Below are 16,011 nucleotides of genomic sequence, written 5' to 3'. Positions count from 1 at the left end.
GCGGCAGTATAGGCACGGTTTCGATGAAGAGCAAATCCAGTATTCTTGTTGTCAGTAAATCTCCATTTCGCCGCAAGGCGCGGCAGGGCCAGACGATTGTCATCGCGCTGCTCGTTCTGTTGCTGCTCGCTTTTGTGGGAGGTTTGTTCGTTACTATCGTCGCGCGCAACCTGGTCAATGCTCATACGGCGGGAACGGTGCAGACTGCGGATGATTACGCGCAGTCGGGGCTTCGGTTCGCCGATGACCAGCTTCGCACGAGCGTGGAAGGCGCCGACTGGCGTCCGCCGATTGCGATCATGGCCAATTTGACGCCAGCTCAGACTGCTGCGCTTCGCAAAGATCCGGATTATGACTATTTGTCGCAGCGATATGCTCGTTACAATACCGGTAATGGCCGCTTCTTGATCCGGGTGACCTACGACCCCCTGGGCAGCCAGTTTAACCCGAAAAATACGCAACCTGCGGTTTTTGACCCCAAAAATCCTGGAGCCCCCGTGGCGACGGATCCGCTGGCGCGTTACATCAAAATCGAGGCCGTGGGGCGAGAGGGAAATATCGATCCGAAAGACCCAACCACGTTTCCACGAGCGGCGCGAGGAACGCAAATTGCGAAGCTGGTGGCGTATAAGCCGATCGGCATCACGGACTATGCGCGTTTTATAACGGATGTTGATCGCCGCTCGGACATCGCGAGTATCGGAGTTCCCAGCATCTATGATGCGAACTTGAATGATATCACGACACCCGGGGTGTTTGATTTTTATGGCAAAACATCGGAGTCGCGGTCCGCGCAGATCCGTTCGTTTGGGGTTGCAACGACTCTGGGAGCATCCGATGCTTATATCGCGCAGCCGGATCCGTCCACTAGCTTTACCTTTTTACTGCCAAATCCCAACGCCGGCTCCGGAGCCTCTCCGGCGAATGGAACGAACATTGCAGCGGGTGGGGGAGCGTTCCGGTCCAATAGCTCTGTGCGCTTTTATGGCAAGAATACTATCTATCTCAATCGGCCGGACACCGCCAACACCGCCACGCCAAGCTTGAGCGACCAGATTGAGATCAACGGAGACTTAATTCTGGATCACTTCGATCCTTCCGTCCAGACCGGCGGTCTTTCGGATTTGACAAAGCAGCCGTCGAATTTGGCGTTTGCTTATTCATCTGATCCGGCAGTCAGCTCCGTGCCCGTTTACCCGAGCAGCGATCCGAGCTTCCAGACGTTCGGCGGCGCCGTTCGCGATGGCCGGTCGGGATCCTCCGGGAATGACGCCAATGGATTTGCGCGGCAGATCAAGCGACTTGATCCGCCCAAGATCGATAACGTCGATAGCGTGACGAGCATGTCTCGTTATCGATCCATGGCAATCAACTCGCCGATCCGCGACGGTGTGACAAACCCGATGCCTGACGCGTCGCAAAATGGATATGGGCAAACGGTCTATATCAATAACAGCAGTGATGTTCAGAGTGAGAGTATTGGCGTCACCGGCGGCGGGACCCTGGTGGATCAATGGCTTAACCGGAACCACGCCAATGATAATCCTCTTACATCCAAGGGCGGATGGGTCGGCGACATTTATGTCCCGCCGGGCGTGGAGATTGTGTTCGGCCGGCTTCCCTTCGCGGCAGGAACGCTGCAAGGTCAATACGGAATCACGCTGATCCGCCACGATCAGACGGCGAACAATACGATTTTTCAATGGTTAGATCCGACCGACAAGAATAGCGGCAGTTCGGTGATGTATATTCCGTTCCGTGACTTTTATTCAGGCGTCGCGAGCGGCAACATCAACCGGGATATCGTCATTGTCGCGGAAGGCAATGTGCGGGTGCATGGGATTATTAGCGCCGATCCGAACGATTCGCCGGTGCCGACCGATAACGACGATCCATTGGCGCGCCATATCACAATTGTCACGAACGCGACGGCTTATGTTGAAGGGAATTTGCTGAAAGGCAATCCTAATTCCAGTATTGCCGTGCTTGCCCGCGATTATGTCTGCGTGAACACCACACAGTTCACGGCGGGGCCGATGGTCTCCAATCCTGTCTTGGGAGTGCTTCCGCCCTCAACGAACTCGGGAGATATCACGAAACTCGATTTCACGCCCAAAGATGGTTTGCTGCCGTCTCTGGTTCAGGAGTTCAACTTCGGACTGCCCAATGGCGGTAAGCCGTCCCAGTATCAAACACTTGCACTATACTATAGCGCTGGTCCAGATTCGAGCACGGCAGGAAATACGGACATCAAGTTCTCGCTGTATAACCCACGCACCAATTTGGTTGCGTCGTTCACGCCAGGTTTGACGAATCCGCAGGATGACGCCTCCGCATTTTACAAGAATACGATGCTCAATCCGGCCGTGCATATGACCGTGGATATGTCCACCTTGCAGATCGACTCGACAGGCAAGACTCTACTGAACATTCTGGAAGACGAGCCGCTGCAACTCTGGACGAGCCGTTTGAATGGAATTCAGGCCGCCAATAACACCAGTCAACTGCTGCTGGAGCGCGCCGCCGTGCTTCCGATGGATATTCGGATTGAAGCGATCTTGTATGCTCAGAACAAATCGTTCTTTGTCATTCCGGGACAGTGGTTCAACAGTGATGGCGGCGACACGGTGAAAAATTACGCCGTCACGGATGCGAGAAAAGCAACTCCGAATGGGTTTTATATTGACCGCGGCACGCTGCTGGATAACACTCTTCCCGATCAATCACGCTATCCATTCAATGGGCAGCCGATCGATATGAAGATCATTATTAGCGGCGCAGTGTCGGAGGCCCATCCAGCGGACATCAGCGCGCAGAACGCATGGATGCAGAAGTGGGGCTGGATTCCGCAATACCATGGCAGCATGATCGGCGGTATCCCCTCGGCGCGCGGCGAGCAGACGATTGCTGAAGAGAGGGCTGGGATTGGACACGTTCTTCCGAACGCTCCCTACAATGTCTCCAACGACCATCCGGGAGATGGCCTGACGATCATTTACAATCCGCAGTGCGCGTTCCCATATACTTACGACACCACGACGCATTTGGCGACCGTCCTGCGCTGCGACAGTTATGGCAATCCGCTGCCCTTCGCGCCGCGATTGCCCGTTTGTGATGGACTGTTATACGCCGGCCAAGCCGCCGACGACCGCCCTTAACGTTGGATGAGAGCCGCTCATTAACTCCGAAGCCGACGATTCGGTAGGATAATTCTATGTTTCGAAAATTCCGCTTAGGTCAGGCCTCCATCGCCGCCGCGCTCACTTTGGTGAGCGCGGCGGCCGTCACCCCACGCGCCGCGCAGGCGGCGGCGTACAGCTATAACTCCCAGCAGAAGACGATTAACGCCGGCGTAATCGTCCTTCAGGACAGGAATAATACTCCGAATACGCTGCCAAATACGGATCCGTACCCATTCTACATTTTGAGTCAGCGCGCGGATGTTAAGCCGGCCGGTTGGACGATTGTCAACCCGCTTGCGCCAAAGGTCGTCACTGTGGCGCTCCAGCAGCACTGGGATGGTGTCGCATCCAATATTCCCACGGATCCTTACGGAATTGCCGCAAGCGGACATGCCTATACGATTGGAGCCCAGGTCACGCCGAATATGGGCGCTTACTGGGAAGTTAACTTAGCCAATATCAAGAATGTGGATGATCTTCGCCAGTTCAATATCCTGCTGCTCAATATGCGCTCGAATATTTCCTTCACGTTAGCTGAACGCGAGATGCTTCGGCAATATGTGGACGGCGGCGGTCAGCTTCTCATTGAAAACACTGGGGTGGATACGACAGCGGTCAAAAATCCGTTTGACATTGCTTCTGATGGCCCCCTATTCTTCAAGCTGCAGTTCACACCAGGATCCTATACCGTCGGCGTGCTTCCAGCGACCCCTAGTGGAGCGTTTTTTCGCCATCCTATTATCTCGGAGCCGAACTTTCTGTCGCCCACCGATCTTAACAGTTTAGGGCATTCTCAAGATCTGGCGGCGGCCGATTATGGGTTAGTAACTAGCAATATCAACCTGCCCTTAGATCCTACGGACACTTTGTCGTCCGTTTTGCTGAACGCGGTTAACTCCACAACACCGGTCGTCGCCGCCGCGCAAGTTGGCGCTGGTGAGGTTGTAGTGGATACGACCGCTAGCTGTAATGCGATTAACGATTTCCTTGGCGGGTATGACAGCTCCAATACAATCCCGCAGAACGCTCCCAACTCCGGTCCGTTCTGCACGGGAGATGTTGGCTCAAATATCGCCACCGGGCCTGCGACGCTGGCGCGCGCGCCGATTGCGGATCTCAAGTTTCTTGTCAACGTGATGAGCTGGACCGGTATTCACAATTCAGAGTACGGTAATTCGCACCAGAATTCCGCTACGACGAGCGCTCTGTCCGCCGCCGTCGCGCCGGCCTGGCACTATGTGTCCTCAAACGCGATTTCAGGCTATACGCCGCCAGCGCCGCCGCTGTATGTGGCTGGTTCCGCCGGTTCCGCGATTTACGGTCATTATCTGGCCGTAGTGGACCGAGGCGGAGTGCTGCACGTATTCGATCTTATTCCGGGAGAAGACTTAGACGCGGACACGAAGGCCGATGATGGCGACGCTGATTACAGCCTTGGAGCGGGATACGACGAAATCTGGCATACAACAGGCACCGGCAAACCCGGCCTTTTCTCGTCCTCTCCTACCATCGCGATTCCCGGCCCTGCATCGGCGCCCGTCATCTACGTGGAGGAGAAAGACGGCAAGGTGCAGTCGTATGACCTTGCCTCCGGGCTGTTAGGATCTGCATATACTCCGTCGAGTGGTGGTAAACAGTACGGCGATCCGGCTACGGCCACGAAGAATATCTACGCGCCTGCTCCTACCGTGTACGGAAACTTCCTGTATGCCGGGCAGCCAGACGGGAGCGTAATGACGGTCGATTTCCTGAATGGTGGCGCGCAGACCCAGTTCGCGCCTCAGCCAAATTCTTTAGCGCCAGGTTACGCCACCGGACCGGAATTTGTCACGGCGCCGCCGTCGGTTTCCCTTCAATGGCAATATGGTCTGAATGGGCAATCGTACAATAATGACGTTGTCCTATATATTACAACGAACCGGATGGTTTACTCCGTTTTTGTTGGATCATATGGAGAGCTGTTGACCGCAAATGGAAGTGATGTTGTTACAAAGCTGTTTAACAATTTCCCCAATTCGTCGATGATCACATCGGCGCCTCATGCGCCGACGCTGTATGGCTTAAATACAGGCTATTTAAGTTCGGCTTCGGGAGGCGTCTCCCCTCAATCGTTCACCAGCCCCACAGGGGCGCCTTATGCTCCTCCGTTCTATGCTGACTATCTCACATCACTCACCGGTGCTGCGGGAGCGGGAGCGACACGAACGGCGATTGCATTGTCGGATGCGTCAAATTATCAAGCGAGCACATTGACAACATATACATCCGCGCCTGCAATCGATAAGAACGGATTTGCGTACCTGACCGTCACGAACCCGGATCCAAACAACAAAGACAGCGTGATCGAATGTATTCAAGATGGCGTACTGCCTGGCAACCGCAGTATTCGCTGGCGCTTCCGTCTTCCGACTTCCAAGGACGGCGCATTTACGGACTCGTCTGGAGTTGACTATTCAAAACTGCAGGATTTCAACTTTATTGGCGCGCCCGTAATTGACGAGAGCGGGACCGTTTATGCGCTTGCGGCCGATCTTACTGGAACGAAGGCGGCGGTTCTCTCATTCGACACGAACAAAGCGATTACGGCCAATGTTTTTGGAGCGAATACGCCTACGGGGACGGTCGCGAACTTTTCGGTGTCTCAGCCGATTTACAATGGGCAATTTCAGGCATATTCGGAATTTGGCGTCACGCCCATCCCTTTGATTCAGGGCGTGCAGTTTACCGGCGGCGGCGATGGTCTTCTGGAGTTTACCAACTTTGGAGCAATTGGAGCGATGGGGCAGGGGACGCTGATCCCCAATTTGTGCGAGCCGGCTCCCATTCAGGTTAGTTACACTCGTTATGATGGGACAAACAATACACCGGAAGGTCCGGTCACCGTTCAGCTCAGCAGCAACATGAACTGGTGTATTCTGGCCGGAGTCGCGTCGCCGGTGACGGCGGGGCTTACGCTGGTCGGAAATTACGCCTTCTTCGGGGATACAGGCGGCAATCTATATCGGGTCAGCGTTCACCCCTCAGCGGCAAGCTTGAGCGTTGCTCCATATCCAAAGTTCGTTACCACTCCATTGACGGCGCTCGACATTTTTGGCAAAAAGGTCCTGGCGTCCGTCGCGACGGGGCTGACTGCGGCGGATTCGATCCCAGTGACAGGAAGCGGTTCGATTGGGCTGAGCGGCGTCGTCACGAGCGGCGGCAATACGTTTCCCGCGATTTCCATATTGCAGAACGTTAAAACGCTCGTTGCGGACAGCGATCGTATTTTGGAGCTCGACGCTGATGGGGATGCGATTTGGTCCGTGGACGCGACGACGAAAGCAACCGTCGCCGGTGGACCCTTCGCGACCGTAAATCCCACGGGCAAAGTTGCAATCGCGCATATGGACTTCAAGCATCCTTCGGATGTCTCTCAACTCGATTCGAATACATATCTGGTGGCTGATACCGGAAATAATCGCTGCGTGGAATTTGATCGCGCTGGCAAAGTGATCTGGGAGCTAACCCGATTCCAGGATCCCAACGGGCTTCTCGCCAATACTGGCCAGCCGGACACGCTCAACCAACCAACAAGCATCCGCGCGAAGCGCCACTACGACGCTACTACCGGAATTACCAACGTCCACTATTTGATTGCCGACAGCGGGAACTCTCGTATCATCGAAATCACGGACAACTTTGGTCCCAGCGGCGCTTTGAGTAACAATTTCCCGCACAACCTCACCTGGGTCAGTCATACTTACGATGTGCTGGGCCGCCAATATCGATATGTGAGCGCCGATTACTTCGATGGACCGGATAAAGGTAGGTATATCGTTGGCCTCGTCAGCAATAAAAAGATTAGCCCCTATCTTCCCGCTCAGGCGGTCGGACCCCTCAAACTGGGAGTTCAGGCCCCCGCTGCAGCGGATGCTCCGGGCGGAAGCGTCGTAATGCTGGATTATGTAGACTATGCCACGGGCGCGTTGCTGCCGTCATCTGGCTACATTCATATTGATGCGGAAAGCCCGACTTTCCCCACAAATCTACGGCTGCGTGCTTACTCCAGCTTCAATGGGTATCTATTGGCAACGGGCAATGACAAGGGTAAATTCGATATTGCATCCGCAGCCGCCGACGCACTGGCGAACACGGGACAGAATGCGAATAGCACCTTCTCGTTTATCAACCCGAGATATGTGAAGGTCGTGGTCGATCAGATCGTTGTGGCTGGAGTGGCGACGCCCCGTATCCATCTGCTGCTTGCCGACGATGACGGAGCCTTCGACTTGCGCCTTCAGTCTCCAGACGCCGCGCATGATGGTCTGCTTGGCTTCTACAAACCATATGCGCAATGGGGATTCACGAATGTGGACTATCGGGCAATGCAGTCTCCGATTGACACCAGCTTGGCGACGACGTTTTTAAGGCCAGCCCGGCAGTTTGCCGCTTCTAGCATTCAGCTGGTGGGTTACGATCAAGGTACGATTGGCGGCAACCAGTACACCATTGGTCAATATCTGCTGACATCATCCACCACGGATGGGGATGTTGGGGGAGAAAATGGCCTCAATAACGGCCCTATACCCAAAATTGGCGGCGAAGTATTTACCGCCAAAATCGGTGATTATCAGGCAGGGAATTTCTATCTGTCTCCGTCGTCAACGATTAGCCGTCCGACCAATTCCGGTCCGCTCGTGCAGCCGACCTCCGCAGTTCGGTCGCAATAACAAGAAACACCGTGAGGGATACGCGCCGCTGGTTCGCTCGTATCCCTCCTCTTGATAGTCGCTGCGCCCACGCTTTTAAGGGCTAGGTTTGAATCTATGTACCGAATGAATTTCGCCCACCAAACTCGACGTTCCTCATGGCTGCGCGCGGCCGCAACGCTCGGAGCGCTGACGCTCGCCAGCGTTCCCGCGCTCGCCCAATCGCCCACCGGAACGTCGCCGAATACTCCGACTCCGTTTAGCTGGCCTCAATTCCACTCTGGCGGCGCTGATACGGAGAACAGTACTTTTCCGGACTACGGCCAGCTTCAGGGAACGCCGACCGGTCTATTCACTATTCCGACGCCGAACACGGGGTATCCGTTTCCCTCAGGAACACAGGTATGGACTCAATATCCTAGCTTTTTGCTGGGAACATACTCCACTACCAGTCCGAGGAACTTCATTCCGAACACATTCAACACGCGCAATATCGCGTTCTGGTACGCGCCGTTCGCCTACGCGAACGCATTGAGCGCCATTATCGCCTATGCTGCAGCTAGCAACACGACGACTTGGACGGCGGGTGGAGCAACTGCATGGGGACCTGCAAATGATCCGGCGAATCCCACAACCCCCTTCTACCTTACTGGAAATACTGTTGGGGCTCCTGCGAGCGGCACCACAACGGGTACATGGACCCTCTCTCTCAGTGCGACGCAAGCCGGCAATTATTCGATTGTCGCCCATATTCCGGTGGTATCGGCCGCGAATTCGGGGGGGATGACCACGGATGCACGTTATACAATCCACTATGCAAATGAACCAAATGGCGTTGATGTAGTCGTTAGTAAATCGCAAGCGGCTGGCGGAAGCATTACGCTGTTGAGTCCCGTTTTCTTGACCGCCTCTCAAAATGTCACTGTCACCATTGATAATTATTCTGCGGCGGTGGCGGCCGGGGGTGGGAGCAAGAACATCTTCGCGGGATCGATGTCTCTGCAAAGCGCCTCGGGAGCCACACTAACGGTTGACGAGAATAATATCCACAATAGCGCACCTACGGAGGTGTTTACGCCAACACCGATTGGGGCGTGGAATCAAGTGTCAGGCACGACTGGCGTTCCTGCGACTGCTTCCAACAACGAATATTTGCGTGCCTTGGTGACAGCCGCTCCATCAACAGCGACCGCACAATGGGAGTTCGTTCCTAGCCAGACTGGGCTCTACAACTTAAGCTTCCACATTCCTAATTCGGACAATTCCGACATCAGCACGCCAGGCAAGGAATATCGCGTCACAGATGCGCATTACGTCGTCAAGGTCGGTGGCGTGACTGTGGCCGATGTGCGCAAGAGCCAGACAGACTCTAATGGTGATGAAGCGCTCGCGGGACCGTTTTCCGTCACCGCTGGTCAGCCAGTTGATGTCATCCTGTCTAACGACACATCCACAGCTTCGGCCGGTTTAGCCGGCCAAACATACGTCGTCGCCGACACAATGAGCTTGACGGACACCAACGCGGCTACCGTGGACGGCACTCCCGTAGCCGTCAACGCAACGGACTTTCCTGATATCGTGAATGCGAAGTATCAGGGGGTTCTTGCCGGATCGCTTGCTACGATAGATCCGGTGTTACGTGGTGGTACGGATCCCGCGACACCGCCTGATCATCTCATTCGGCAACTAGTGTATTTTGGACGCACGGAAAGTAGTGTTGTAAACGGCTCGATCAAATCCACCGGTTATGTTTATTGTGTCGACGGTCTGACCGGCGGTGTCGTCTGGCGATATACTCTGCCGGCGATTGATACGGCGAATAGCGCTGTCACAACGAACACCGCGATTCACTCCACCCCGGCGGTTGCTAGGTTCAATGTTCTCACAAATACCAAATCATTTGACGATGCGGCTATCCTCACGACGCCAGGAGTAACCGCAGACAAGTTATGTGTTGTTGTCTGTGATGATGGAGGCCGCGTTTTTTGCCTGGACGCCGTCGGCAATGCGGATGGTCAGACAATCGATCCCACCGCCGTCTTCGATCCATACAATCCCGCCACTAAGCATATTGGTACGACAAAGGCTTACTGGATCTTCCGGCCCGACCAAAATCTTGTCCAGCAAATCAACGCGAATACAGGCGCCGTTACTCCTGGAAATGCGGGCGTGGATAAATTCGATCCTACGCGACACATGTTCGCTCCGCTTGCGTTCAACAACGCGTCGCCGACTATCGCCAAGGACACCAGCGACAACGCGACAATTTACATCGGTAATAGCAACGGCGTACTTTATGCATTGGATGCAACCGGTGTCCCGGCATATGGCCTGCTCGGTGGGAACACTATTGATGTTTCTCCCTATCTGGGCAGTGTCAGGCTTTTGGACCCAGATCTCACGACTCCTGGAAAGACCGTTCGGGACTACACGTATACGTGTAACCCATTGTGGTGGTTCAGCGTAAGCGGGACCGCCGCCGGTGCCGGCGCCCAAATCGAATCCGCTCCGTCCGTCCAGTACACGAACAACGCACGCACGGCGCGCATGATCTATTTTGGCTCCAGCCATGAGCTTGGCGGAACCAGTAATTACGGCCGCGTTTACGCGTTGCCGGACACCGGGCCAACGCCAGTGGGGACAAATTCCAGCACGCCCGCAACGAAAGGTTACAACACCTCAACAAGCAAATGGCAGTTCCCAAATGCGCTGGAAGATTCGTCGCATACAACGCGCCCGGCACTGGGAGACATCTCAGGATCACCCGTCGTATTTACAGGTCCAACCACGTCAGGGACTGCTGCGGGGACGAGTATTTACTTCGCCGCAAATATGGGGTCTGAAGTCCCGTTGGGCACAACCCTCACATCGGCGACTATTCCCACACGAGATACGACTGGGAATTATGGCCGCATCTGGTGCATCGATACAAACGGCGTGAAGCGGTGGGCGTATCCAGATGCTACGGATCCGAACAGCGCAACGCTTGCCGTAGAGCCGACGATCCCCATTGGTGGATTCAAGCATGCGACGCCGGCGATGGGCATTGTGGAATATCCTGGTCCCGGAAAAGTGACCTACAGTGGCGGCGGCATTTACAGTCATCCCGATGCCGTCCATCCAGATATCTCGGGAAATCGAATTCCCATGCTTTATGTGGGAACGTTCGGAGATATCGACTCGGCGATGTACGCCATTGATGTTGAGGGTCAAAATGACACAGAGCGCGGTATTTACCGGTTGGCTTCGCCGAACGGCTCCGTCTTTCAGTCTTCGCCAGCGTTGATTACGAACGCAAACCTCACCACGCCGGCAGGTTATGACGGCTTCGGTGGAATGGTGTACTGCACGGCGGGAGACCTGCTTTACCAGTTCAGCGCTACGCCGATTTCCAATCCATCGACGACCGAAACGCATGCGCTGATCGGCGTGGACGCCATCTTCGGAAATTGTGGCCCAGTCTCGTCTCCATCGCTTGCGGCGGCGGACGTTACCTCTCTCAGTTCCAGTATTATTCTGGGACCCGTGAATACCACGGATTGGCTTTATGTTGGCGACACCACGACTGGCCTTGTGAAAGGCCTGACGCCCGCTAAACAAAGCGGTGGCTTCGACATCGGCGGCATTCTCCCTGGACAGGGGCCGCAGCCCGGCAATCCCGATGTTCCGGCGCTCGTCAACCCAAACTATACATTACATGCCCATGTCCTGCCTAGCACGGCCAATACTAGTCGAGATATTGCCGGGTCCGAGTATGCAATCAATGGTAACCTGCCGGTATTCGAGTGGGGTGACGACGTTACGGTTCGCATCACAAATATCGTTCCCGCGAATCCAGGCGATCAGACTGCAACTCTGCGTGTAAAGGATCCCGAAAATCCATCGCTGTATTACTTCACGAATGGTAGTCCAGTCACACTCCAAATTGGCGATGTAGGGTCTACCACGGTTGCGAATGATAACGGGTTAATTCCTGCGATTGCTGAGATTCCTGGTCCGCTAACGCTGCCTTCAGATGGTATGTATTTCCGTAGCGATGCATCGGTAATTGACCCACTTACCGACGGCACACATCAGTGGTTTGGCGCGTATAACTATGCGATCCGTGATGGGTCGGGCAGATTGAACACACCGGGATCGACACGGCGGATTACTCTTGCGCGTCAGACCGCAGAAGTGCGCGATGCGACGACCAACGCCATTCTGGGAACGGTAACACTGCAAACGCAGCTATCCGGCGATACTCCTGATCCAACATTCGGTATTCTTAATCCGCTGGCCCTTACTGGCCAAGCGAATTCGTTAAAAGATCCAAGTGTGCTTGTGACGCTTGGCAGCCTTGGCCCGAATACCTATCAGGGTAATACGGCGGCCCTCAATATCGAGGCGTTAGCGAATGGCAACACCATCTATTCCGATCCTGCTCAGCTTCCGAAGAACGGATATAGTTTTGGCGGCAGCGATCCGACAAATCCCGGAGCCGGCCGTAACAACGCTGCGACTTTCCCAACGAAGTATGTCGAGGTTGCTACGGCAACAGGCGAGATCAATCACGGCTCTAGCGGTGACAACACCAACACAGCATCAACAGGCTACAAATCTCTGTTGACGATCTTCGACCGCAGTTTCACTCCGAAGCGGGGTGGGGCTGTTTCCGTTCGGATGGAAGCAAGCCCTCTGCGGTGGAACGATCCGTCAACGATCAACGGTTTCGCGGCGACGATTAACCCGCTTCCGTGGGAGTCGTCACCCGTTTCTTACGGTGCCGGCGCGAACCATAGTGTGGACTATCCCGATATCCCGCAGCGCGGAATCACGGATACTCTGACGCATAGCACGTCAAAGGTATCCTCGGATCTGACCCATCAATCGGGTGTAATTACGGACACGACTCAATATGCTCCTGAGCCAATTATCGTCAATGTCAAGGCCCCGAAGTATCAGCCGGCGAATCTGACAAAGTCGCTTCTCGCCATACCGCCGGTTGCCGACGGTTACCATACTCGCGTGACGATTTTTGTCGACACCAATCAGAACGGCGTACGCGACGCCGGTGAAGCGTATCGTGATGTTGACCTGCAATCGGGTGTCCTTGTGGATATGTCCACCAGCATCGCGGAGGCGACTACTGATGTTGGCATCGTCCCGCAAGGCTTCGGTATCCAAACCGATCCCTACGGCGCTCTGGGTAACTTCGTCCCCCCCGGGCTGCCTTTTAATGTCGCCGCGCCATATCAAGGAAATTTCGGCAAGTATTTTAAGACCCTGAGCGTCTTTAACAACGGCAATACGAATCTGGTAAATGCCCAGTTTGATCAGCGGATTAGCAAGATAGATCCTACCGGAACGACATACCATACGATCAATTTAGGATCGGACTCGCTGGACGCCTCGGCCGGGATACCCGGATTTGATATGACGGGCGTGACTGGGGCGCGTCCAGCAGGTCTCTCTCCATATCTTGTTCGCACCTCTCTCGATCGCGATCTACTGTCGCGGACCGAGAGCGTGGCGGTTGCTGGTAACCCCTTGTATCCCGGGAATACGTTCCACAAGCCGCGTGTGGGGGACAGTTCTGGTTCGCTGTTGACCGTTCCAGATAAATCGCCGGATGATGGCGTGACGGTGACCAGTCCTCCGATGGTCAGTGTCGCGGTTCCTCTTGGCACTCCCGCCGGCACCTATCATCAGACCCTGCGTCTGTTTGAAGGCATGGACTACAATTACGATTGGCTATCGGGACCAACATACGGAAGTATCACCGATAGTACTCACAAGACTGGGCGAGCAGGACACACGGCGCCGCAACAAGCGTTGGATATTGCAAACTCGTTCAGCCTGATCAACACAACTACCGCCGGCGCCGTGAAGTACGAATCGGTCCAGCCCTACAGCGAACCGGGTACGGTTGTCAAGGTGACAGCGACGGAAGCGCGGCTGACGAGCGATAAGATCTTTGGCGATCTGCCAATGATTGATGATAACGGCGCGTTCACATTTGGTCCGGCTAATTACTCACCTTCGGCCTACCGCGATTTCTGGTGGGCGGGGGGAACGCCCTCCGGAACCGGAAACGTGGACCTGGCGTGGACGTCTACACGCTCTAAACTTGCGTCGGGAACGGGACCGACGGCAGGCATCTACACGGCAACCCTTCCGTATCTGGGATCGGCGTTCATGCCTAGCGCAGCCGGAGCCAGCTGGTGGTCGCAGTCCGCGATACTGCCCGGCGGGCCGGCAACCGGCATTAATGTCGGTTACTCGGTGGCGATGGAGCCGCATGTTTATGTTGGCAATTCGTTCACAAGCTCTGGCGAACGATATGGCTTCTACAGCAATATCAATGGCGCTCAGACCGACTTGCTCTGCGTTCCTTACAATGCGGGCGGTGTTCCTCAGCAACCAGTGGACATCACGCAAAACGACCACACAAGCGCCAAGTATGGCGTGAAGGGATTGAAGGTCAGCAAGACACTGGCCGGCGGATCGCCGTTCTTATCGCCTACGGATAGTAATGCTCCGATCAGCTACGACCTCTGGGCGTTCTGGTATAGCGGAGCGCGTGGCGGTTCGAGCATCCAGTATAACTGCGTCACCACCAACAACCGCTCCGTGAGCGCGAACAACTGGACAAACCCGGCGACTTTGCCGGTGCCTGCCGGCCTGGTTGCAGTTTCGGAGCCACATCCGGTCTTACTGCCCGGTACGCCCGGAAATACGCGGGCGCCGTCCTATATCCAGGTGACATATACCGGCATTGCGCCCGACGGCAACTCGGACATTTATGTCAGCAGATATCAGCCGTTCCATCCGTATGCGGCGGATCCCGCCGACCCGACGAAGACCCTGGCGGATCCAAACCGGATTGCGCTCGCGCTGATACCGACAGGCATGTCGGAATATTTACAGCCGGACGCCAACAACCTTTGGTGGCAGGCGCGTGACGTCGCCTGGGTGCGCGCGCCAGCGCCGACCGGACCGGTGACTGTAAGCGTAGGCGGATTTGCGCTTATCCAGGATCCATTGGGTAAGGTCAGTTACGATCGAGCCTCCGGGTTGACGGTTTACACGGCTATGTCGGTACAGGGGGCCAACAATAGCATCGTCCAGTCTAACGTGACGATGTATGTGGACACGGCGCGTGGACGTATTCGATTCCGACCAGCGCTAATTCCGCAAAAAGATGCGACTGGAGTGACACGGACGCCTGCTGTGCTGGCGACCTTCAGTTCGCAGGCTAGTCGCATTACCGTGGATACGCGCGCCGATACATCGCCGGTTGCTATTCTGGATGAAGCGTATAAGGCCAATGAAGCTCCGCAAGGGCAGCGAGTCTCCACCGGACGAATGTGGTACTTCTGGCGCAAATCCGGCGGCGCGGGCGGCAATACGACGCCGACGCTCTACTACAAAACACAACGTCTGACGGTCCAGCTCAGAGACCTCAATGGTCGCCCAATCAGTCTGGCGCTGGATACAAGCGGAAACCCGATCGTGAAGCTGTATCACGTCAAAACGCCTGCGGGTCCAGATTCGGACAATCAAGTGTTCTATGATACGACAAGCTACGGTCCGGTAGATGTCGACTGGAAGCGGGGCCGATTATACTTCCCGCGCGTGATCAGTAAGACCAGTTCTGGTTATGATGGACTGCTCTGGGACGCCCAATCGTTTTTCGTGGACTACACGTATTACGATTCTGCTTCACGCTCAAATGTCACAGTCATTGGCAATAGCATTGCAACGCCTTTCCGGGCCAGCCCTCAGTGGATGGACGAAGAGCTGGCGACGGATCCCGTCAACGTGGATTCTTCGACATCTCTTTCCGGCGCCAATACCACCGGCGAGCATATCGTACCGATGCACACCCCGGTCAATGAGAGCAATCTGACCGCGTTCCTGAATCCGACCGCATATGCGAACGTCTATGGAGGCGTCATCCCAGCTGGAGGCGGCGCGCCTGTTAACTCCACGCCGGATCAAGCTCACGACATCTGGATGTTCTGGACGAGCAATCGCAATGGTGTTGGCGATCTCTACTGGACGACGCTCAATCCGAAGTTCTCGGTGGATGCTCCGTAAGGCAGGCACGACAAAAGGGCCGGGACGCAATCGCGTCCCGGCCCTTTTTTTGTCGTGTC

General features: G+C 55.4%; 3 protein-coding genes. All 3 read left to right on the top strand.

The window, feature by feature from the left end:
- Positions 1–23: 23 nt before the first annotated feature.
- The gene (locus D5261_RS25365; RefSeq protein ID WP_119319350.1) at positions 24–3,158 is read left to right on the top strand and encodes a hypothetical protein; all 3,135 of its coding nucleotides are present in this window, start codon (positions 24–26) and stop codon (positions 3,156–3,158) included.
- 338 nt (positions 3,159–3,496) lie between these two features.
- Complete coding sequence (locus D5261_RS25360) at positions 3,497–7,891, top strand: hypothetical protein (protein ID WP_125205775.1); 4,395 nt, start codon at positions 3,497–3,499, stop codon at positions 7,889–7,891.
- A gap of 105 nt (positions 7,892–7,996) precedes the next feature.
- A complete protein-coding gene (locus tag D5261_RS25355; RefSeq protein WP_301002228.1) occupies positions 7,997–15,952 on the top strand; it encodes a carbohydrate-binding protein in 7,956 nt (2,651 codons plus the stop codon).
- The last annotated feature ends 59 nt before the right edge of the window (positions 15,953–16,011 follow it).

This window comes from Capsulimonas corticalis, from assembly GCF_003574315.2.
GTDB classification, from domain to species: domain Bacteria; phylum Armatimonadota; class Armatimonadia; order Armatimonadales; family Capsulimonadaceae; genus Capsulimonas; species Capsulimonas corticalis.
The sequence above is the reverse complement of the archived record's forward strand: the minus strand, read 5'-3'. Positions and strand labels throughout refer to the sequence as shown.